Origin of the sequence: Kitasatospora sp. NPDC058190 (assembly GCF_042883685.1) — a bacterium.
In the GTDB taxonomy this organism is placed as follows: Bacteria; Actinomycetota; Actinomycetes; order Streptomycetales; family Streptomycetaceae; genus Kitasatospora.
This window is the reverse complement of sequence record NZ_JBHVVI010000051.1, coordinates 19986-42045: the sequence shown is the minus strand read 5'-3', so window position 1 is coordinate 42045 and position 22060 is coordinate 19986. Positions and strand designations below refer to the sequence as shown.

Genomic DNA, 22060 nt, shown 5'->3' with positions numbered 1-22060 from the left:
CCGAAGCCCGAGCCTCAGATGCTCAGGGTCTGACCGGGGAGGATCAGGTCGGGGTTGCCACCGACGACCTTGGCGTTGTTCTTGTACAGCTCGTGCCAGTCCAGGCCCTGCGCGGCGGCGATGGAGCTCAGGGTGTCACCGGACTTGACGGTGTAGCTGCCCTTGGCCGCCGGCTTGGCGTCGTTGGAGCCGGTCCAGGACTTGGCGGCGTCGTTCTTCGACGCGGCGTCAGCCTTCGGCGCAGCCTCGGCCTTCGGGGCGGCGGCCTTGGGCGCGGCAGCCTTCGGGGCGGCGGCCTTGGGCGCGGCGGCCTTCGGGGCGGCGGCCTTGGGCGCGGCAGCCTTCGAGGTGGCGGCCTTCGGCGCCGGGGTCTGCGCCGGCTTGGCGGCAGCGGCACCGGAACCCGCCGAGGTGTCGACGGCGGCCGGGGCGCCGCCCTTGGTCAGACCCGCCTTGACGGAGCAGACCGGCCAGGCGCCGGGGCCCTGGGAGGCGAGGACCTTCTCGGCGACGGAGATCTGCTGCGCCTTGGTGGCCTGGTTGGCCTGCGCGGCGTAGGCGGTGCCGCCGTAGGCGGCCCAGGTGCTGGAGGTGAACTGCAGACCGCCGTAGAAACCGTTGCCGGTGTTGATGGCCCAGTTGCCGCCGCTCTCGCACTGGGCGACAGCGTCCCAGGTGGAGACGGGGGCAGCGGAGGCCGAGGTGGCCGTGACGAGGCCGGCCACCGGCAGGGCCGCGACAGCGGCGCCCGCCACGACAGCCATCCGAACGCGGTTGCGCTTGGTGGCGGCGGAGGTGGTGGCAGCGGCGTTCTCGTTACGGAAGGTCATGAGGTTCCTCTCGACAGCCCCGGGCGGGCATGCGGAACCAGGCCCTGGAGAGGGCCGCGTTCGCTTGCCGCGTCCGTCGGGCGGCCGTGCACGTGTCGGACGTGCCGCTGCCGCCCCGGCCACCCAGCCGCCCGCCGACGACCTGTTCGAGCGGTCGCGTCGGCGGGCACCTGCCGCGCCCGGCCTGAGCCGGGGGGCTGTGCGTCGGGGGTGAGCCCGGGTGGCGCTCGTTGCGCCGCCCAAGAAGCTACGAGCCGGTCGGTGGGGAAACCAAAACTCCACCGGTCTGCCCAGCTCAGCAAAGGGTTACCGGCGGTAATAGCCACACAATCTTGACCGAAATGTCCGTTTTAGCCATTGATTCCTAGATCAAACACCGAGATGACGTGACTCACCTCACGGCTTCATTCCGGCAGTCCTGCCACCGACATCGACAGATTGCGACCAGGAGAACACGCGGCGCGGTCGGATCCGGGGCAATTCCCGTCAGCCTCGACGAGCACCCGTGACGCCTGACACAAGGGCCCGTTGGGCATGTCGACCTCCCCGTGTCCGCCCCCGAACCCCATCCGCATCCACCCGAGGAGACCCAGTGCCGCGCATGCTCGACGTCAGCGACGAGGTCCGGTCCGAGATCGGCGACGACGAGGCCGACCGCCTACTCGGCGGCGGCCGCGCCCCCGACAGCTACGAATGCACCTCCTGCCGCACCCCCGGCGACACCTACGCGGACCCCACCAGCACGGTGCTGTTCGTCGGCGAGGAGACGGCCGTCCTCGCCTTCGCGCACGCCCGCTGCATCCCCTCCCAGGTGGTCCCGGTCTCCGAGGAGCAGCTGGCCGGTGCCGTCCGCAGCATCAGCCAGACCCAGCCCGCCGCCGCCCCGCACCTCGGCGTCCCCGCCCCGGCCGCCCCCACCGAGCCCCTGGCCCAGCCGACCGCGCCCGGCCAGGCCGCCATCCTCGGCATCACCTGCGGGCTGGTCCTGCACGGCAAGGTCGGCCACGCCTCGCTGGTGGTCGAGCCCACCGGCCCGGTCGGCCGCCCCGGCAGCACCTCCGGCGAGGACGAGTTCCTCGACCTCCTCCAGGACGCCGGCTTCCAGCGGGTCACCGACCTCGACGAGACCCCGGACCAGCTGCCCGGCTGGTCGGTCCTGGTCGCGATGGGCAAGCTGCACGCGATCCTGCAGCCTGCCGCGGCCGGTGGCAGCACCGGATGGTGGCAGGCGCACCAGCCGCTCCAGGTCACCGACGCCTGGCGGATGGCGGCCAGTCAGCTCTCCGAGGTGACGATGTACGCCGTGCCGGCCGGCGTGGTCGGCCGTCAGCCCCGCGAGGACCTGCTGCGCCAGGCGCTGGAGCGGGCGGTGGCGCTGGGCCAGGTGGTCGCCGCCTCCCTCCCGCTCGCCGGCACCTGATCGGCCGCTCCGGCGCGCCGGATGGTGGCCGCTGCCGAACCGACCCGGCGGCGGCCACCATCCGGAGTCCGGTCCGCCCCCGGCACTCGGCCCCCGCCCGACGCCGGGAACACCCCGCAGGCCCGCCGCGGTACGCCGAGCGCCCTCACACCCGTCCCGTACGCCGAACGCCCCGCATCCCCGCCGCCTCTCACTCGTTGGCCCCTACGTGTACAGCTACGACGTCTCCGCGTCCTCCGGCCGGTCCGCCACCGCTCTCCGCGCGATCCCCAACATGCGCCCGTCGTACGACGCGGAGCACCCCCACTCGACGACCCCGATCTATGACGAGCTGTACTCCGAGTACCGACGGCTGTTCCGCGCCCTGCCGGGCGACCGCTCCGGCGAGGAGGACCTGAAGTTCACCGGCTTCGCGGTCCGCGACAGCTATCCGCGGCTCGGCGAGCAGCGCCCCTACGAGCCCCAGCAGCAGTCCTTCCACACCTACGCGGGCCAGCTGCCCGGCCTCCCCCAGTTCATGCCGGCCCAGCAGCAGCACTCCCACCAGCACCCCCACCCCGAGCCCGCCGCTCCCACCGCGGCTCCCACCAGCGACGGCTTCGGCCAGGCCGCCCCGGCCGCACCGCCCGGCGCCCAGTTCACCAACGGCCAGGGCTGGGTCGCCGCCGGCTACCTCGGCCCGGCGCCGCACGCCGCGCCCGCGCCGCCCCCGGCCCCCTCCCCGACGCTCGGCACGGCCGCCGGCCTCGCCGACACCCCGTCCACCGGCGGCCGCCACCGTCAGATGCTCTCCCTCCCCCCGGGCCGCACCGGCGACCACCACTGACGCCCGTAGGAACAGCGCCCGTGGGAACGCCCCCTGAGACTCCCTGAGCCCCCCTGAGACCCGCTGAGAACGGCGCCCGCACGAACGCCCCCGGTGAAGCGGCGCGCGGAGAACCGCACCCGGAAAACCGAAAGGGCCCCGCCACCACCGTGACGGAGCCCTTCCAACGCGGTCCGAGAACCGCTGCTTCTACTTCTTCTTGCGCTTCTCCCGCACCCGCACCGAGATCGAGATCGGCGTCCCGACGAAGCCGAACTCCTCGCGCAGACGGCGCTCGATGAAGCGCCGGTAGCCCGCCTCCAGGAAGCCCGAGGCGAACAGCACGAAGCGCGGCGGACGGATGCCCGCCTGGGTGCCGAACAGGATGCGCGGCTGCTTGCCGCCCCGGATCGGGTGCGGGTGGGCGGCCACCAGCTCGCCGAGGAAGGCGTTCAGGCGCGCGGTGGGGATGCGGGTCTCCCAGCCCTCCAGCGCGGTCTCGATCGCCGGGACGAGCTTCTCCATGTGCCGGCCGGTCTTGGCCGAGACGTTGACGCGCGGGGCCCACTGCACCTGGACGAGGTCGCGCTCGATCTCGCGCTCCAGGTAGTAGCGGCGCTCCTCGTCCAGCTGGTCCCACTTGTTGTAGGCGACGACGACGGCGCGTCCGGCCTCGACGGCCATCGAGATGATCCGGGTGTCCTGCTCGGCGAGGGTCTCGCTGGCGTCGATCAGGACGACCGCGACCTCGGCCTTCTCCAGCGCGGCGGCGGTGCGCAGCGAGGCGTAGAAGTCGGCGCCGGCGGTCAGGTGGACCCGGCGGCGGATACCGGCGGTGTCCACGAACTTCCAGGTCTTTCCGCCGAGTTCGATCATCTCGTCGACCGGGTCACGGGTGGTGCCGGCCAGCTCGTTGACGACGACGCGCTCCTCGCCGGCGACCTTGTTCAGCAGGCTGGACTTGCCGACGTTGGGGCGGCCGATCAGCGCGATCCGGCGCGGGCCGCCGGGGGCGGCGTCGCCGAAGGTCTGCGGCGGGGCCTCGGGCAGGGCGCTCATGACGGCGTCCAGCAGGTCGCCGGAGCCGCGGCCGTGGAGGGCGGAGACGGGGTACGGCTCGCCGAGGCCCAGCGACCACAGGTAGGCGGCCTCGGCCTCGGTGGACGGGCCGTCGACCTTGTTGGCGCACAGGACGGTCGGCTTGCCCGCCCGGCGAATGATCTTGATCAGGGCCTCGTCGGTGTCGGTGGCGCCGACGGTGGCGTCCACGACGAACAGCACCGCGTCGGCCTGCTCGATGCCCAGCTCGGCCTGCGCGGCCACCATGGCGTCGATGCCGAGGACGTCGATCTCCCAGCCGCCGGTGTCGACCACCTTGAAGCGGCGGCCGTTCCAGCTGGCCTCGTAGGTGACCCGGTCGCGGGTGACGCCCGGCTTGTCCTCGACGACGGCCTCGCGGCGGCCGATGATGCGGTTCACCAGGGTCGACTTGCCGACGTTCGGGCGGCCGACGACGGCCAGCACGGGCAGCCGGACGTGCTCGGCGCCGTCCACGCCGTCGAAGCCGTCGAGGTCGAAGCCCTCCTCGGCGGCGAGGGCCATGAACTCGGCGTAGTCGGCGGCGTCCAGCTCACCGTGCCCGGTGTCGGAGTGCTCTACGGTCATGTTCGTCTGTTCCGTTTCCCGGCCCGGCCCTTCCCAGGGGCGTGCCGTGCGTACCTGCCCCGCTCGGGGCAGCGCGATGGTTTCCTCCGCGGCACCTTGACGGCCCGCGGTTCATTCAATGGTCGGATGACCAGGTGGCCAGGTGGCCAGGTGGCCAGGTGGTCAGACCGAGGACAGCCCGGCCCGCTCCTCCACCAGCGCGGCGATCCGGTCGATCACCTGCTCCAGGGTGAGGTCACTGGTGTCCACCAGCACCGCGTCGCCGGCCTGGGTCAGCGGCGCCGTCTCGCGCGAGGAGTCGGCGGCGTCGCGGCGGGCGAGGTCGGCGGCCATCGCGGTGATGGTCGCCTCGTCCACGCCCTTGGCGCGCAGCTCGGCCGCCCGGCGCTCGGCCCGGGCCCGCTCGGAGGCGGTCAGGAAGACCTTGACGGTGGCCTCCGGGAACACCACGGTTCCCATGTCCCGGCCCTCGGCGACGATGCCGCGCTCGGCGACCTCGGCGCAGCCGCGCTGCAGCTCCACCAGCCGGGCCCGCACCGCCGGCACCGCGGCCACGGCGCTGACCTGCGCCGTCACCTCGGGGCCCCGGATCGGGCCGGAGACGTCCTGTCCGTCCACCGTGATGGTGGGGCCGTCGGCGTCCGTGCCCGACACGATCACCGGCTTGCCGCACGCGACGGCCACCGCCTCCGCGTCGTTGACGTCGACGTCGTTGGCCAGCATCCACCAGGTCATCGCCCGGTACATGGCACCGGTGTCCAGGAAGCTCAGGCCCAGCCGGGCGGCGACCGCCCGCGAGACGGTCGACTTGCCGGAGCCGGAGGGTCCGTCGATGGCGACGACGACCGGGGCGTGCGCTCGGTCGGCAGTGTCCACGGGGCCGAACCTCTCTCTGAGCATGGAAGCCGGCGCCTGCGCGGGCGGACGGCCGGGGATTTGTCTCCCTCAAGGTTAATGGACCGCCGCCCGCACCCGTTCCGCCGCCCGCTCAGCGCCCCATCAGCCGCTGCAAGGCCGGCTCCAGCCCCGGCCCGAGAGTCAGCATGAAGGTGATGTCCCCGGTCGAGCGGTCGAGGAAGCCGCGATACCAGGCCTCGTCGCCGACCGGGCGGAACACGCAGTCCCCCGCGAAGTTGATGACCGCAGCCGGGCGTCCTCGGGGCGTCAGGCCGTCCCGGGACTCGACGAACAACTCGCGATCCGTACTGATCAGCCGGGCGACCTCCACACCGGTCACCTCCCGCACCCGCTCCCAGGTCGGCTCGCCCTCCCCCGGCGGCCGGCGCTCACCCGGCGCCGCCAGCAGCGTCTCCGTACTGCGGTGGTGGACGGTGAACTCCCCGCCCATCACCGCGGCCAGGAAGCCGTCGTTCCCGACGACCTCCAGCCCCGCCACATCGCCCGGCTCCTGGCCGTCCCCGAGCGGAGTGTCGATGATCACACCAGCCCCCTCGCCCCGACCGCCGTCAGTCCCGAACGCTCCACCCGCCCGCCCGCAGCGCCGCCGCGAGCCGTTTGACCGCCGTCGGTGCCACCGCCAGCTGGACGAAACCGACCTGCTTCCCGTCCGAGTGCTCGATGACGACGTCCTCGATGTTGACCCCGGCGTCGCCGACCTCCCCGAACAGCCGCCCCAGCTCGCCCGGCTGGTCGCCGAGCACCACCGCGACCGTCTCGTACCGGGTGGGCGGCGCGCCGTGCTTGCCGGGGATTCGGGCCTGGCCGGTGTTGCCGCGCCGCATGACCGCCTCGATGCCCTGGGCGCCGGCCCGGCGTTGGCCCTCCTCGACCGCCGCGAGGGCGCGCAGCGCGGAGACGGTCTCGCCGAGGTCGGCGGCGACCTCCTCCAGCACGTCGGCGACGGCGCCCGCGTTCGCGGACAGGATGTCGACCCACATCGCGGGGCTGGAGGCGGCGATCCGGGTCACGTCGCGCACGCCCTGGCCGGACAGCCTTATGGCCGTCTCGTCTGCGTGCTCCAGCCGTGCCGCGACCAGTGAGGACACCAGCTGCGGCGCGTGCGAGACCAGGGCGACGGCCCGGTCGTGCTGGGTCGCGTCCATCACGATCGGCATCGCACCGCAGAGCGCGACCAGCTCCAGCGCGGCGTTGAGCGTGTCGGTGTCGGTGTCGGCGGTCGGGGTGAGCACCCAGGGGCGCCCCTCGAACAGGTCGGCACGGGCGGCCAGCGGGCCGGAGCGCTCCCGGCCCGCCATCGGGTGACTACCGATGTAGTGGACGGTGTCGCAGCCGAGCGCCGCGACCTCGCTGCCCGGGCCGGCCTTCACGCTGGCCACGTCGGTGTACCAGCGCGCCAGGTTGCGGCGCTGACAGTCGGCGAGCACCTTGCCGACCAGCGCGGGCGGGACGGCGATGATCGCCAGGTCGACCGGGCCCTCGGCCGGTTCGGTGGTGCCCGCGCCGAGCGACTCGGCGGTGCGGGCGGCGTCCTGGTCGGCGTCCTCCAGATGGACGGTCAGCCCGCGTGCGGACAGGGCCAGGGCGGCGGAGGTACCGATCAGTCCGGTACCGACGACGACGGCAGTGCGCATGGCGGGTGGCTCTCCTCGATCACGGTTCTCGACTCGACGGTTCGACGATCCTCTGACGATTCTCGCCGGGTGCCGGGACCGGCCGGGAGCACCCGCGCCCATCCTCCCACCCGCCGGACCCCGACCGCCGCCCCGCCCCGCCCCCGTCCCCGGTCCCGCTGGTGGCGGCATCGCCGGCGGCAACCGCGGCGCCTCGGCCCCCGTCCCACACAGTGCACACGCCGCGCCCCGGGAAATCCGGCGACGCCTGCCCCGCCCCGGGGCAGACTGGCCGCCCGGGGGCCGACGCGGCACAACGGCGCCCGGCGGGACGCGCCGCACCGGACGCGAACGAAGGGGTTGCGCATGGACGATCAGCACAGCAGTCACACCGGGCCGTCGAAACCTCCGGCCGTCCCGGCACACCCGTCGGTGCTCGACTCCGTCGTGGTGTACGCCGAGGGCGCGGTGTGCCGCCGCCGGGCCACCGTCCCGGTCCCGCCCGGCGGACGGCTGCGACTGACCGGCCTGCCCGACTCGATGGACGGCAACTCGCTGCGCGCCCGGGTGCTCTCCGGCCCCGCCGGTACGACGGTCACCGAGGCCCGCCTCGAAACCCTCGCCGAACTCCTCGAACCGGGCGAACTCACCACTCTGCGCCGCGAGTTGGACGAGGCCATGGAGCGGCAGAGCGCACTGAACGAGCGCCACCGACTGGTGCTGGCCGCGATCACCGAAACCGCCGCACTGCGCGCCGTGCCGCCGCAGCGCCGCCACGGCGAGCCGCTGCGCCGCACCCCCGCCGAGGCCTGGCTGGAGCTCGCCGACTTCGTCGACGAGCGGCTGGCCCGACTCCAGGAGCGCGCCGAACAACTCACCCGGGATATCGAACTCGCCGACCACGAGCGCGAGTTGGCGGCCGACCGGCTGGAGCGGGCGTCCACCGCCGAGCGGACCGCGCTGATCGAGACCGTCGACACCGTGCTGCTCACCCTGCACACCACCGGCTCGGCCGACACCGAACAGCCCGACCGGGAGCCGGCGCTGGAGCCCGACCTGGCGCTGGAGCTGGAGCTCGAGTACAGCGTCCCCACCGCCCGCTGGGTGCCCGCCTACCGCCTCTCCTACCGCACCGGCTCCGACACCGGCCACCTCGTCCTGCGCGCGGCCGTCGCCCAGCACACCGGCGAGGACTGGACGGGCGTCCGACTCGCCCTGTCCACCGCCGACCTCGACCGCCGCACCGACCTGCCCAAGCTGAGCTCACTGCGGATCGGCCGCAGCCAGCCCGCCCCGCCGCCCTCCGGCTGGCGCGAGCCCCCGGCCGGCCTGTCCGACCTCTTCACCGGCTACGACGCGGCCACCGCCACCCGCGCCGCCGCCGAGCGCGACACCCCGCTCCCGGTGTCCGCCCACGTCGCCGCCAAGGCCGCCCGGATGGCCGGTCGTCCCGGCGGCGCCCACCCCGAGCCGCTCGCGGAGAAGGCGGCGCCCGCCGGCCCGTACGGCGGCGGCTCGCTGAGCGTCCAGGAACCGGGCCAGGAACCGCCCCTGGCACCACCCCAGCCGCCACCCCACGGGGCAGCACCTGCGGCCCCACCGCCCGGCTTCGCCGGCTACGGCGCCCCGCCCGCGCTCTCCGCACCCGCACCCGCACCCGCACCCGCCGCACCGATGCCCCAGGCCCCCGGCGGCGCCATGCCGGCGGAGCCCCGCCGAGCGCGGCTCCGCAGCCCGCGCGCCACCCCGCCCCCGGCCACCGCCGGCCTCGCCCTCGACACCACCCTGCTCGACTACCCCGACCTCCTCCTGGCCGGCCCCGACGCCCCCGCCGACCGGCGCGGCACCCTGCGCCCGAACCCCGTCCGGGTCGAGCGCGACGAGCTGGAGCGGTTCCTCCCCGGCGGCCGTGAGGGCGGCCGCCTCCGCGACCTCGCCCTCCCCCGCCACGCCGTCCCGCCCCGCGAGTCGGCCGGCTCCTTCGACCACCGCTTCGACGCCGCCGCCCCCGCCGACATCCCGTCCGACGGCACCTGGCACACCGTCACGGTGGACGAGATCCCGCTCTCCGTCCGCCCCGAGTACGTCACCGTCCCGGCCGTCGAGGAGAAGGTGTACGCGACCCTGGTGCTCGCCAACCGCACCGACCGCGCCGTGCTGGCCGGCCCGGTCGAGGTCACCGTGGACGAGGAGTTCCTGCTCACCGCCGCCCTGCCCACCCTCGCCCCCGGCGGCACCCGGCGCCTGGGCATCGGCGTCACCGAGAGCATCGAGGTGGCGCGCCGCACCGAGCTGCGCGAGTCCGCCACGGGCATGCTGAAGGGCAACAGCACCGTGCTCGACCACCGGGTGCACGTCCGGCTGGCGAACCGGCTCGGCCGCACCGTCACCGTGGAGGTCCGCGAGCGCGTGCCGGTCACCTCCGACGCCGAGATCCGGATCGAGGAGCGCGCCGACTGGCACGCCCCGACCGAACCGACACCGGACTGCCCGCCCAGCACCCGGCTCTGGCGGGTCGACCTGCCACCGGGCGGCCGCACCGAGCTGGACGGCGGTTACCAGATCAAGATCCCGGCCGGAAAGGCCATCGTGGGCGGAAACCGGAGGAACTGACAGATGACCGGAGCACCTACGCCCCCTCAGGGGACCCCCCTCCCCGTCACCGCCGTCACCTGCCTGGAGGACCGCGCCCAGGTCGAGCGCACGGTGACCGTCGAGCTCGCCGAGGGCGTCCAACGGCTGCGGCTCGGCCCGCTCACCGCCCTCGCCGTCGACCGCACCCTGCGCGCCGAGACCACCGCCCCCGGCACCCGGGTGCTGGAGGCCCGGCTGGTCCGCACCTGGAGCCCCCGCGCCCCAATGCCGCCCGGCCCGGAGGACTCCGCGCTGCGCCACCGGCTGCACGCTCTGGAGGCCGAGTCGCGCCTCGCGGACCAGACCCGGGCCCGGCTGGAGGCCCGCCTCGCCCTGCTCGCCCAGCTGAGCGCCGACCTGCTGCGGGAGGTCGGCGAGGGCGCCGGCGTCGGCGAGATCGAGCGCACCCGCTGGGCCCGCGAGCTGGACCGGGTGGACGCCGAGCGCGAACGCTACGGCGAGGAGCTGCGTGCCACCCACTCCCGGCTGCGCCGCCTGGACCACGAGCGCTCCCAGGCCCTGATCGCCCTGGACGAGGCCGAGCAGGAGCCCGCCGAGCTGGTCGCCCACCTGGAGCTGACCGTCGAGGCCGAGCGGCCCGGCCCGGCCGCGCTGACCGTCAGCCACCTGGTGCCCTGCGCGCTCTGGCGCCCGTCCTACCGGGCCACCCTGGACGACGGCGGCGGCCTGCGCCTGGAGTCGGAGGCGGTGGTCTGGCAGCACACCGGCGAGGACTGGACCGGCGCCCGGCTCACCTTCTCCACCGCCCGCTCCGCCCTCGCCACCGACCCGCCCGCGCTCACCGAGGACCTGCTGACGCTGCGCGAGCGCACCGACGAGGAGCGCCGCACGGTCGAGGTCGAGCTGCGCGAGGAGAAGATCAGCACCCTCGGCCCGACTGCCGCCGTCCCCGGTCTGGACGACGGCGGCGAGGTACGGGTGCTGCCCGCCCCCGCCCCGGCCACCGTCCCCTCGGACGGCTGTGCGCACAAGGTTCCGCTGGGCGCCTTCACCAGCCCGGCGAACGGCGAGTACGCCTGCGCCCCGGAGCTGTCCCCGCTGGTCACCCAGGTGGTCCGGTTCCGCAACGCGGCCGGGCACCCACTGCTGGCCGGCCCGGTCGAGCTGGTCCGCGGCAGCGGCTTCACCGGCCGCGGCGAGCTGCGCTTCACCGCCGCCGGGGCCGACACCGAGCTGTCCTTCGGCAGCTCGGACGGCTACCGGGTGGTCCGCGAGACCGAGGAACGCCAGGCCACCGCCGCCCTGACCGGCCGCCAGACCACCACCCGCACCGTCCGGCTGCACCTGTCCCGCTTCTCCGGTCCGGAGGAGCACGACGAGCAGCTGGTCACGCTGCGCGAACGGGTACCGGTCTCCGAGGTCGCGGCGGTCGAGGTGCGGCTGCGCAAGGAGGAGTGCTCCCCGCCGCCGGACTCCTTCGACGCCGAGGGCATCGTGCGCTGGGACGTCCCGCTCGGCCCGGGCGCCCGCCGCACCCTCACCCTGGTGTACGAGATCTCGGCCTCCGCCAAGGTGGCCGGGCTGTGACCGAAGCGGTCGGGCGGTGACCGAAGCGGTCGGGCGGTGGCCGGAGGCCGGGCCATGACTCCCGACCGCTCGTGACGACCGCTCAGGACTGAAACGGGTAGAAAAGGAACATGATCCTCCACCTCGCTCCCCTGGACGACTGGCTGTCCGACCCCGGCCGCCCGTACGCCGCCGCGTCACTGCTCACCGACGGGTTCATCCACTGCTCCGCGGACGAGCAGACGGCACTCGCGGTGGCCAACGCCTTCTTCGCCGACACGCCCGACCCGCTGATGGTGTTGCTGATCGAGGAGTCGCTGGTGGAACCGATGGTCAAGTGGGAGGCCCCGCACGGAGCACCGCCGCCGGGTGCCACCCCCGGCATCCTCTTCCCGCACATCTACGGCCGGCTGAACCGCTCCGCCGTGGTCGGCCTGGAGAAGGTCGAGCGCGGCCCGGACGGCCGCTGGGTCTCGCTCAGCCCCTGGAGCTGACCGGCTCCGGGACGCTCACAGCCATCCCCGCTCCCGGGCCGCCATCCCGGCCTGGAAGCGGGTGGTGGCCCCCAGCGAGCGCATCAGGCTCTGCAGCCGCCGCTGGGTCGTCCGGGCGCTCCAGCCCAGCGAGCGGGCGATCGACTCGTCGGTCAGCCCCGCCGCCAGCAGGCCCAGCAGCTTGCGGTGGTCGGCCTCCGGCTCCGGCGAGGCGTCCCCGGTGCCGATCGCGGCCTGCAGCTGCACGGCCCGCTCCCACTCCGCCTCGAACAGCGTGTCCAGCGCCTGGAGCAGCGCCGAGGGGTGGATCACGTAGGCGGCGTCCAGCACGCTGTCGCCGACGCTGATCGGGATGACCGCCATCCGGTCGTCCGAGATGATCATCTTCATCGGCAGGGTCGGCCGCACCCGGGCCTCCTCCCCGTCCGCGACGCCGACCAGGATGTTCTTCTCCAGTCGGCCGGGCCAGGCCACGGCCTCCCGGTCGTATATGGTCCGGAACTTCAGCCCCTCCCGCAGCCGCCGCCGCTGCAACGGCATCGGCGCCACCGGGTCCTGGATGTACGGCGGGCGGTCGAAGCCGCGGACCTGGTACTGGCTGGTCTCGGTGATGTGCTCCAGCCGCTGGGCGATCGCCTCGCCGCCGGTCAGCACCTCCACCGAGTGCGCCGGGTCGGTGTAGCGCGAGGCCTCCCGGAAGGCGTCCATCAGCCGGTGCATCTCGGCCCGGGCCTGCCGCAGCTCGGACTCCCGGTGGCCGATCAGGGTGCCGATCGCCACGTCCGGGGCGACCGCCAGGAAGCGCTGCCGGTCCACCGGCGCGCGGGTGGCCATGCCCTGCCGCGCCAGCCGGTCCAGCGCGTGCACGCTCTGCTGGAGGGTCAGGCCGCAGCTCTCGGCCAGCTCCTCCGCGGTGGACTGCGGATTGGCCACCAGCGCCGCGTAGACCTGCCCGTCCGGCTCGGCCAGCCCCAGTGGGCCGAGGGCCTGCCCGGCCGACCGCCCCAGTACTGCATCGGACACGACGCCGTCTCCCCCTGCTCGCCCCGGACACCCCACCGGCGCCCGTCCTGGCGCAGTCCCGCCACAGGGCGGGGCGGTGGTCCAGTGGCCATCCTCTGCCACGGATCATGACGCTGACAAGGCCGTGACCAGGGGTTGCGTCCCGACTCACATACACGGAGGAGGGTCCCCCGCCACCACGGGCGGAGGACCCTCCGACGAACGACCGGTGAAAACCCGGGGGACGGACCCCAGGGCCTACAGGCCGACCTCGCGCATCAGCTGACCGACCTCCGGGTTGGTCAGACGGCGCAGCCAGCCCGACTTCTGGTCGCCGAGCGCGATCGGACCGAAGTGGGTGCGCACCAGCTTCTCGACCGGGAAGCCGACCTCGGCCAGCATCCGGCGGACGATGTGCTTGCGACCCTCGTGCAGGGTCACCTCGACCAGGTAGTTCTTGCCGACGTTGGAGACCACCTTGAAGCTGTCGGCGCGCGCGTAGCCGTCCTCCAGCTCCACGCCCTGGGCCAGCTGCTTGCCCAGGTCGCGCGGGATCGGGCCCTGGATCGCGGCCAGGTAGGTCTTGGTCACGCCGTACTTGGGGTGGGTGAGGCGGTGGGCCAGCTCGCCGTGGTTGGTGAGCAGGATGATGCCCTCGGTCTCGGTGTCCAGGCGGCCGACGTGGAACAGCCGGGTCTCCCGGTTGGTCACGTAGTCGCCCAGGCACTGGCGCCCGTCCGGGTCCTCCATGGTGGAGACCACGCCGGCCGGCTTGTTGAGCGCGAAGAACAGGTAGGACTGGGTGGCGACGGTCAGACCGTCGACCTTGATCTCGTCGTTCTGCGGATCGACCCGCTTGCCCTGCTCGGTGACGAGCTTGCCGTTGACCTCGACCCGGCCCTGCTCGATCAGCTCCTCGCAGGCGCGGCGGCTGCCGACGCCGGCCCGGGCCAGCACCTTCTGCAGGCGCTCGCCCTCGGGCTCGCCGAAGGTCTTGGGCAGCTTGACGGCCGGCTTGTCGTGCCGGGCGAGGACGGCGTCCTCGATCTTGGCCTGCAGCTCGCGCGAGCGCTGCGGCTGGCGGCGCGGGTCGCCCGGGGCGCCCTGGCCCTCACGGCGCGGACGCGGGGCCGGGCCGGGGCGCCGACCGGCGAAGCCGCCGCGGGCCGGGGTGGCGTTGGGGCCGCCGCCGTACTCGGGGCGGTCGTACTTGCGCTCCTCGGGCCGCAGCGGGCGGTCCGGGTAGCGGCGGTCGTCGCGCCGGTCGTCCCGGCGGCTGTCCCGCCCGTACGAGCCGCCGCGCGAGCCCGAGCCACCACCGTACGAGCCCGAACCCGAGCCGCCGCCGTACGAGCCGCCGCGCGAGCCGGAACCCGAGCCGCCGCCGTACGAACCCCCGCGCGAGCCCGAGCCGCCGCGGCCGCCGCCGCTGCCGCCGTAGGAGCCGCCCCGGCCCCCGCCCTGTCCGCCGCGACCGCTGCCGCCGCCGCTGCTGTTCCTGCCGTTGCCACTGCTACGCATCAAAGTGTCCGTACGTCGTTCCGTCTGGGATGTGCGGTCGTTTCGGCCGACCTCACCTCCCCCTACCGATCAGGCGCTGCCCGACCGGCCTCGCCACTGCCGTCCGCGGCCTGTGCGGCAGCGGAGGCGACCGCCTCCGCGATCATCGTGCCCTCCAGGGACTCCGCTTCCACGTCGTCGACCTCGGGCAGGAAGGGAGCGAGCTCCGGCAGCTCGTCCAAGCCGCGGAGCCCCATCCGTTCCAGGAAGTAGTTCGTCGTCCGATACAGGATCGCACCTGTTTCGGGCTCGGATCCGGCCTCTTCCACCAGTCCTCGCTGTACCAGGGTACGCATCACGCCGTCACAGTTCACACCGCGGACGGCGGAAACCCGCGATCTGGACACCGGCTGCCGGTACGCGACCACGGCCAGGGTCTCCAGCGCGGCCTGGGTCAGCCGGGCCTGCTGGCCGTCCAGCAGGAAGCGGTCGACAGCCCGGGCGCAGCTGTCCCGACTGTAGAACCGCCAGCCGCCGGCCACCAGCCGCAGGTCGAAACCGCGGCCCGCCGCCTCGTACTCGGCGGACAGTTCGCGCAGCGCCGCGGCCACCTCGGCAGGCGGCCGCTCCAGCACCCCGGCCAGCCGCTCCTCGGTGACCGGCTCGTCGACGACCATCAGGACGGCCTCCAGCTCGGCCCGCAGCCCGGGCCCGACCGGCTCCCCCGGCACGTCGGAGGCCGGCGGGGCCGACTTCTGGTGCACCACCCTCGGCTCGGTGCCCACCGAAGCCGCCACAGGCGCCGCCACGGGCTCCGGCAGCAGCTCGAAGGCCGGCTCCAGCCACTCCTCGGCCCGCGGCTGCCCCGGCAGCCCGAGCGGGCGCCGCACCGGCCGCCCGCCGTCGCTCCCGCCACTCATCGCCGCCCGTCCTCCTTCGCCTCGCCCGCGACCCCGTCCGCGGCCTTGTCCCCGGCCTTCTCCCCGGCCTTCTCCGCGCCCTCGCCCGCCGGCCGGTCGAACTCGTCCGTCACCTCGACCGCGCCCCGGCCCTCCTCGGCCACCCAGCGCACCCGCAGCTCCCCGAGCGCCTCCGGCTGCTCGAAGGCGAGCACCCGCTCCCGGTAGAGCTCCAGCAGCGCCAGGAACCGGGCGACCACCACCAGGGTGTCCGGCGCGTCCGCGACGAGCTGCTGGAAGGAGGCCTCCCCGAGGCCGGTGAGCAGGTGGACCACCAGCCCGGCCTGCTCGCGCACGCTGACCGGCGGGGTGTGGATGTGGTCGACGTACACCACGGGCTTCGGCTTGGGCTCCATCGCCTTGGCCGCCAGCTGGGCCAGCCCCTCCGGCCCGACGGTGATCACCACCTCGGGCAGCAGCTCGGCGTGCCGGGGCTCCAGCCCGACGGTCCGCGGCCGTCGCAGCAGCTCGGCCGCCCAGCGCTCGCCGAACAGCGCCGCCGCCCGCTTGTACGCCCGGTACTGCAGCAGCCGCGCGAACAGCAGGTCCCGCGCCTCCAGCAGCGCGAGGTCCTCCTCGTCCTCGACCTCGGCCGCGGGCAGCAGCCGCGCGGCCTTGAGGTCCAGCAGGGTGGCGGCCACGACCAGGAACTCGGTCGCCGCGTCCAGGTCCCAGTCCGGTCCCATCGCCCGGATGTACGCGATGAAGTCGTCCGTCACCGTGGCCAGCGCCACCTCGGTGACGTCCAGCTTGTGCTTGGCGATCAGGCCGAGCAGCAGGTCGAAGGGGCCCTCGAAGTTGTCCAGCCGTACGCGGAAACCGCCCCGGGACTCCTCCTCGGTGGGGTTCACGGCGGTGGCGGCTGGTTCGACGGTGCTCGGCATGACGGTCCATCTTCACCCGGCCCCGCCGCCCACCCCGCCGCGGGGCCGTCGACACGCCGCCCGACGGGCCCCGGGGCCCGACCGACGGCCTCGGCTCCAGGTCGCCCGGCCTGCGGCGCTCAGCGCCCGGCGGACAGCCCTGGGGACGCCGTCCTACCGGCCGCGCAGCCGCCGGACCAGGATGGAGGCCTCGCCGCGCTGCTCCAGGTCCGCCAGGACGACCGCGATGGCCTCCCGGACGATCCGCCCGCGGTCCACGGCCAGGCCGTGCTCGCCGCGCAGCACCAGCCGGGTGTGCTCCAGGTCCATGAGCTCCTCGGCGGAGACGTACACGGTGATCTTCTCGTCGTGCCGCTCGCGCCCGCTCGGGCGGCGCGGCGCGCGTCCCCGCGGCCGGGCGCGCCCGGCGGCACCGGCCTGCTCCTCGGCGGCACCCGCGTGCGCCCGGCCCGCCGGGGCGGCTGCGGCGCCACGGCCGCCGGAAACGGCCTTCCCGGCACCCTGGTCCCCGGCCTGTCGCTGGGCGGGCGGCTGCGCGGGCGCGGGCACCCCGGCGGCCGACTGCTGCTCCTGCCGGTCGTCCCGGGCGCCCTCGGCGCCGTCCGTGCCGTTGACGGTCCGCGCGGTCTCCGGTCTGGATGCCTCGGCGGCCGGACGCGGCGCGAGGGACGGCGACAGCGCCATCCCGCCGGTGGTCCGGAACAGCTCGTCGGCACCCGGGAGACTCACTCGGCGGGGCGGCACCGGTCGAGCACCTCCCTGGCGAGCTGGCGGTAGGCGGCGGCACCGACCGAGTTGGTGGCGTACGTGGTGATGGGCTCGCCGGCGACGGTGGTCTCCGGGAAGCGCACGGTCCGCCCGATGACGGTGTGGAAGACGTGCTCGCCGAACGCCTCGACGACCCGCGCCAGCACCTCACGGCTGTGCACGGTGCGCGAGTCGTACATGGTCGCGAGGATGCCGTCCAGGCGCAGCTCGGGGTTGAGCCGCTCGCACACCTTCTCGATGGTCTCGGTCAGCAGCGCGACACCGCGCAGCGCGAAGAACTCGCACTCCAGCGGCACGATCACGCTGTGAGCGGCCGTCAGCGCATTGACCGTCAGCAGGCCCAGCGAGGGCTGGCAGTCGATGATGACGTAGTCGTAGTCGGGCAGCAGCGGCTTCAGGGCGCGCGCCAGCGCGGACTCCCGGGCCACCTCGCTGACCAGCTGCACCTCGGCGGCGGAGAGATCGATGTTGGAGGGCAGCAGGTCCATGCCCGGGACGGCCGTCTTCAGCAGCACCTCATCGGCCGTCAGGCCCCGCTCCATGAGCAGGTTGTAGACGGTGACGTCGAGCTCCATCGGGTTGACACCCAGTCCGACCGAGAGCGCGCCCTGCGGGTCGAAGTCGACGAGCAGCACCCGGCGGCCGTACTCGGCCAGCGCCGCGCCCAGGTTGATGGTCGACGTGGTCTTGCCGACGCCGCCCTTCTGGTTGCACATGGCGATGATCTGGGCGGGGCCGTGCTCGGCGACCGGCGCGGGGATCGGGAAGTACGGCAGCGGACGGCCGGTCGGGCCGACCCGCTCGCGGCGCTGTCGCGCGGCGTCGGGGGCCAGCGTGGCGGCGTACTCGGGGTCCGGCTCGTACTCGGCGTCCGGGTCGTCGTAGGCGCCGTAGGCGAACTCGCCGTAGGCCAGGCCGTAGGCGGCCAAGTCGGCGTCGTGATCGGTCACCGTGGTCACCTGCGCTGTGTTCTGGCGTGCTTCGAAGGTACGGAGTGCGACCGAGCCGACCTCGGCCGAGCCCACGGTGGGCTGCCGGGCCTCGGACTCCTCACTCGGCTGGCCGGCGGTGAGCTCCGCCAGTCCTGGCTGACCACCCCCGGGAGCAATTGTCGACTCATTCACAAGTCGTCTTACCTCCTTGGGGATCCAGGACTCTATGTCGATTCGTCAGCGTGGCAGCACGCCGACGGTTTGCGACTCTAGGCCGTTCAAGGCGTTCGCAGCAACACAATCCACGGTAGTGGGCACGATGTGTCGACTATCGGGCGGGCTGCTGTCAAGGGATGAGTAGGCCTATGACCCTAACGTTTCTGCGGTCGAGTGACACGACCCACGGGAATTGACGACAGAGCGACCCGCCCGGTCCACCGACTGTTCACGGGCACGGCGAAGCCCCCGACCCGAAGTGATCGGGTCGGGGGCGAACGACCGCCGAGCGGTCAGGGTGTTCAGGCGAGCACGCTCTCCAGCGTGACCGACTCCAGGCCGAAGGCCTCGGCCACGGCCGGGAAGGTGATCTGGCCCTCGTGCACGTTGAGGCCCTTGGCGAGCGCCTCGTCGCGACGCAGCGCCTCCTTCCACCCGCGGTTCGCCAGCTCGATGACGTACGGCAGGGTGGCGTTGGTCAGCGCGTAGGTGGAGGTGTTCGGGACGGCGCCCGGCATGTTGGCCACGCAGTAGAAGACCGAGTCGTGGACCTGGAAGGTCGGGTCGTCGTGCGTGGTCGGGTGCGAGTCCTCGAAGCAGCCGCCCTGGTCGATGGCGATGTCGACCAGCACGGAGCCCGGCTTCATGCGGGAGACCAGCTCGTTGGTGACCAGCTTCGGGGCCTTGGCGCCCGGGATCAGCACGGCGCCGATGACCAGGTCGGCGTCCAGGACGGCCTTCTCCAGCTCGAAGGAGTTGGACATGATGGCCTTGATCTTGGTGCCGAAGATCCGGTCGGCCTCGCGCAGCTTGTTGATGTCGCGGTCGAGCAGGGTCACGTCGTAGCCCATGCCGATGGCGATGGTGGCCGCGTGCCAGCCGGAGACGCCACCGCCGATGACGACGGCCTTGGCCGGGTGGGTGCCGGGCACGCCACCGGGCAGCACGCCGCGGCCGCCGGCCGGACGCATCAGGTGGTACGAGCCGACCTGCGGGGCCAGGCGGCCCGCGACCTCGGACATCGGGGCGAGCAGCGGCAGCGCGCCGTTGCCCAGCTGGACGGTCTCGTACGCGATGGCGGTGGTGCCCGAGGCGATCAGCGCGTCGGTACCGGCCCGGTCGGCCGCCAGGTGCAGGTACGTGAAGAGGGTCTGCCCCTTGCGCAGCCGGTGGTACTCGGAGGCGATGGGCTCCTTGACCTTCAGCAGCAGGTCGGCGGTGGCCCACACCTCGTCGGCGGTGGGGAGGATGGTGGCGCCGGCGGCCACGTACTCCTCGTTGGGGATCGAGGAGCCGAGACCGGCATTGTCCTCGATGTAGACCTCGTGTCCGTTGCGGACCAGCTCATGCACGCCGGCGGGCGTGATGGCCACGCGGTACTCGTGGTTCTTGACCTCGCGGGGGATGCCGACCTTCACGGCTAAACACGTCCTCTTGCCATGGGGGTCCCGACCGGAGAAGACCGGTGGGCGACGCGCACGTGGGGAAGCCTCCGGGCAGCCCGGGGCAGGGGATCGCTGCGCGACTGAGTTCGAGTGTAATGAAGCCCAGGCGGCCTGTCAGCCTTCCAAATCGAATAATTTCGCTGAACACATTGGCAGGTTCGTAGGCTTCCGCCGGAGCTTACCTGCCATAGGTGTCGCAACCAGGCACTTCCGACGATACATCTGAAAGCGTCCTCACCACCCGGCGTCGACGCGTTCCCGCAGGTCCGCGAGGGCCGCCCCGACGGCCTCCCGGCCCCGTTCGTCGCCGATCCGGCGCAGCACCGCGAGCGCGGCCCGGTACTCCCGGTCGGCCTCCTCGAAACGGCGCTGCGCGGTGTGCGCCTCGGCCACCCGCGCCAGCAGCCGGGCCTCCGCCGCGTGGTCCCCGAGCGACTGCCGCAGCCCGAGCGCCCGCCCGTACCAGTCGGCGGCGCGCACCGCGTCGCCGAGCGCCCGGTGGCAGCTGGCCGCTCCCTCCAGGGCCCGGGCGCAGAGCGGTTCGTCCGCGACCGTACGGGCGTGCTCCAGGGCCGCCCGGTAGTGCGCGGCAGCCTGTTCCCAGCGGCCCGCCGCGACCTGCAGGTCCCCCAGGTTGAGCAGCGCGGCCGAGGCCCGGCGGGGCCGGCCGTTGCGCTCGGCGACGGTGCGCACCAGCTCGTGCAGCCGGTAGAGGTCGGCCGGGGCGGCGCCGGTCAGCGGCAGCGACCGCAGCAGCGCGGTGACCAGCCGCCCGGCCGAGCCGTCCAGATCGCCCTGACCGATCGCGTCGGCCACCGCGCCGAGCAGCAGCTCCCGCTCACCGAGCAGCCAGTCCCGGGCCTGCGCGGCCGAGCGCAGCCGCAGCGCGGCGGGCAGCGGCTCGGGTCCTGGGCCGCCCGCCGGGTCGAGCAGGGCGCGGGCCGACTCGGTGAGCCGGACCAGCCGTTCCAGCAGCCGGGCCCGGGCCAGCTCGGTCTCGGCCGGCCGGTCCTCCCGCTCGCGCAGCCGGACCAGCCGCGGGTAGAGCCGTCCGGGCACCCGGTAGCGCGGGGCGCCGTCGCCGGCCGGCGCCTCCTCGCCGAGCAGCTCCCGCTCGGCGAGCGCGGCCAGCGTCGCGGCGGCCTCCGCCGCCGGGCAGCCGACCAGGGCGGAGGCGGTGCGCGGGTCGGCGGTCTGCGCCGGGGCCAGGGTGAGGGTGCGCAGCATCCGCGCCTGGGCGCGCGACAGGGTGCGGTAGACGAGGGTGAACGCGCCGATCAGCGGGTCGTTGTCGGGTACGGGCACCGGCTCGGCCGGCTCGGGCTCCGGCCTGACCCAGGTCGACGGGTCACCGGCCGGCTCGGGCGTGGCGACGGGCTCCGCGGCCTTGTCCTCCGCCGACTGCTGCGGCCCCTCCCTCTTCTTCCCCGCCTCGGCCGCGGCCCCACCGGTCCTGCCCGTCTTGCCCGCCTTGCCGCCCTTGCCACCGGCGGCCGCCGACTCCTCCCCCACCACCAGGTTGAGCTGCCGCGCCGCGTCCGTGACCGCGATCTCCGGGTTGCCGCGCAGCCACCCCGCCATCAGCCGCAGGGCGGCCGGCCGGGCGGCGCAGGCCTCGGCCAGGTCGGCCCCGCCGACCGGGTCGCAGGAGATCCGGGTGCCGCCGACCAGGTCGGCCAGCAGTTCGCCGGAGGCCTGCCGGTCCAGCCCGCCGAGGATCACCGGGTCGATGTCCTCGATCCCGGTGAGCGGCCCGGCGGTGGTGGCGAGCACCAGGCAGCCGGGCTCGTCGGCGAGTAGCGGCCACACCTGCCCGGCGTCCCGCACGTCGTCCAGCACCAGCAGGACGCGCAGCCCCGCGAGCGCCTCCCGCAGCGCCACGCAACCGGGCTCGTCCCGCCCGTCCTCGACCGCCCCGGGCAGCGGCACGGCGGCCTGCGGGTCGAGCTGCTCCAGCAGCAGCCGGGCCGCGCGCGCCGGCTGCACCCGCCCGCCGTCGGGGGCGGACAGCCGCGCGAACAGCACGCCGTCCGGGTAGTCGGCGGCGACGGTGCGGGCGAAGCGGGCGGCCAGCGCGGTCCGGCCGGAGCCGGGGCGCCCGGCCAGCACCAGCACCGGGCAGCGGCCGCTCACCGGACGGGTGGCGGCCGCCCGCAGCGCGGCCAGTTCGGCGCGCCGCCCGGCGAACACCGTGGGCCCGGCGGGCAGCCGCTCCAGTCCGGGGACGGCGCTCGCGGGCGTGTCAGGGCCGGAGTCCATCGTCGCCGTCTTCCTCGCCACCCGTGCCACTCCCGACGTCATCCCGCGCCCGGCGTCCGGCTGGTCAGCGTCCGGCGCTCGGCGAAGGCGGCCCGGCACGGGCGCCCCGTCTGCGAAGCGTAGTTCGACCGTCCGGCTCAGCCGAGATGACATCCGGTCGTACGAACCGGCAAATCACCCCAAGGCATC

18 protein-coding genes are annotated in these 22060 nt (G+C 74.2%); 5 read left to right on the top strand and 13 right to left on the bottom strand.

Annotated elements, in window-relative coordinates; genetic code table 11:
* Positions 1-14: 14 nt before the first annotated feature.
* Entirely contained in the window at positions 15-830 is an 816-nt protein-coding gene (locus ACFVWU_RS23075) for a transglycosylase family protein (protein ID WP_387623999.1), read from the bottom strand.
* 592 nt (positions 831-1422) lie between these two features.
* Between ACFVWU_RS23075 and ACFVWU_RS23070 the strand changes: the two genes are divergently transcribed.
* On the top strand, positions 1423-2250 hold the full coding sequence (locus ACFVWU_RS23070; RefSeq protein ID WP_387623997.1) for a hypothetical protein: 828 nt from the start codon (positions 1423-1425) through the stop codon (positions 2248-2250).
* Positions 2251-2458: 208 nt separating this feature from the next.
* Entirely contained in the window at positions 2459-3076 is a 618-nt protein-coding gene (locus tag ACFVWU_RS23065) for a hypothetical protein (protein WP_387623994.1), read from the top strand.
* Positions 3077-3265: 189 nt separating this feature from the next.
* On the opposite strand, the gene der is transcribed toward ACFVWU_RS23065, so the two are convergent.
* The 4 genes from der to ACFVWU_RS23045 all read right to left on the bottom strand — a co-directional run bounded on the left by der (position 3266) and on the right by ACFVWU_RS23045 (position 7272).
* Positions 3266-4720, bottom strand: a complete 1455-nt coding sequence (der, locus tag ACFVWU_RS23060) for a ribosome biogenesis GTPase Der (RefSeq protein WP_387623991.1) — start codon at positions 4718-4720, stop codon at positions 3266-3268.
* Positions 4721-4882: 162 nt separating this feature from the next.
* On the bottom strand, positions 4883-5596 hold the full coding sequence (cmk, locus tag ACFVWU_RS23055) for a (d)CMP kinase (protein WP_387623989.1): 714 nt from the start codon (positions 5594-5596) through the stop codon (positions 4883-4885).
* Positions 5597-5708: 112 nt separating this feature from the next.
* A complete protein-coding gene (locus ACFVWU_RS23050) occupies positions 5709-6161 on the bottom strand; it encodes a hypothetical protein (RefSeq protein WP_387623987.1) in 453 nt (150 codons plus the stop codon).
* A 25-nt stretch (positions 6162-6186) separates the two neighbouring features.
* On the bottom strand, positions 6187-7272 hold the full coding sequence (locus tag ACFVWU_RS23045) for a prephenate dehydrogenase (RefSeq protein WP_387623984.1): 1086 nt from the start codon (positions 7270-7272) through the stop codon (positions 6187-6189).
* A gap of 345 nt (positions 7273-7617) precedes the next feature.
* Between ACFVWU_RS23045 and ACFVWU_RS23040 the strand changes: the two genes are divergently transcribed.
* The 3 genes from ACFVWU_RS23040 (at position 7618) to ACFVWU_RS23030 (ending at position 11906) form a co-directional block, all read left to right on the top strand.
* Positions 7618-9864: a DUF4139 domain-containing protein gene (locus ACFVWU_RS23040; RefSeq protein WP_387623981.1), complete on the top strand. Its 2247-nt coding sequence runs from the start codon at positions 7618-7620 to the stop codon at positions 9862-9864.
* 3 nt (positions 9865-9867) lie between these two features.
* Positions 9868-11433, top strand: a complete 1566-nt coding sequence (locus tag ACFVWU_RS23035) for a mucoidy inhibitor MuiA family protein (RefSeq protein ID WP_387623978.1) — start codon at positions 9868-9870, stop codon at positions 11431-11433.
* Between the two features lie 110 nt (positions 11434-11543).
* Positions 11544-11906, top strand: coding sequence for a DUF952 domain-containing protein (locus ACFVWU_RS23030; protein WP_387623976.1), 363 nt, complete (start codon positions 11544-11546; stop codon positions 11904-11906).
* A gap of 15 nt (positions 11907-11921) precedes the next feature.
* Here ACFVWU_RS23030 and ACFVWU_RS23025 read toward each other — a convergent pair whose 3' ends face one another.
* From ACFVWU_RS23025 to ACFVWU_RS22990, 8 genes are all read right to left on the bottom strand, one after another.
* On the bottom strand, positions 11922-12929 hold the full coding sequence (locus ACFVWU_RS23025) for a helix-turn-helix domain-containing protein (protein ID WP_387623973.1): 1008 nt from the start codon (positions 12927-12929) through the stop codon (positions 11922-11924).
* A 237-nt stretch (positions 12930-13166) separates the two neighbouring features.
* Positions 13167-14429 (bottom strand): pseudouridine synthase, encoded by a 1263-nt coding sequence (locus ACFVWU_RS23020; RefSeq protein ID WP_387623970.1) that lies wholly within the window; start codon positions 14427-14429, stop codon positions 13167-13169.
* A 62-nt stretch (positions 14430-14491) separates the two neighbouring features.
* Positions 14492-15085, bottom strand: a complete 594-nt coding sequence (locus ACFVWU_RS23015) for an SMC-Scp complex subunit ScpB (protein ID WP_387624066.1) — start codon at positions 15083-15085, stop codon at positions 14492-14494.
* 239 nt (positions 15086-15324) lie between these two features.
* Positions 15325-16251 (bottom strand): segregation and condensation protein A, encoded by a 927-nt coding sequence (locus tag ACFVWU_RS23010; protein WP_387623968.1) that lies wholly within the window; start codon positions 16249-16251, stop codon positions 15325-15327.
* Between the two features lie 153 nt (positions 16252-16404).
* The gene (locus ACFVWU_RS23005) at positions 16405-16980 is read right to left on the bottom strand and encodes a hypothetical protein (protein ID WP_387623965.1); all 576 of its coding nucleotides are present in this window, start codon (positions 16978-16980) and stop codon (positions 16405-16407) included.
* Positions 16977-18044, bottom strand: a complete 1068-nt coding sequence (locus ACFVWU_RS23000) for a ParA family protein (protein ID WP_030245868.1) — start codon at positions 18042-18044, stop codon at positions 16977-16979. The genes ACFVWU_RS23005 and ACFVWU_RS23000 overlap by 4 nt, the downstream gene beginning before the upstream one ends.
* Positions 18045-18469: 425 nt before the next feature.
* Positions 18470-19585 (bottom strand): alanine dehydrogenase, encoded by a 1116-nt coding sequence (ald, locus tag ACFVWU_RS22995; RefSeq protein WP_387623962.1) that lies wholly within the window; start codon positions 19583-19585, stop codon positions 18470-18472.
* 261 nt (positions 19586-19846) lie between these two features.
* Entirely contained in the window at positions 19847-21871 is a 2025-nt protein-coding gene (locus tag ACFVWU_RS22990) for a tetratricopeptide repeat protein (protein WP_387623960.1), read from the bottom strand.
* Positions 21872-22060: the final 189 nt, after the last annotated feature.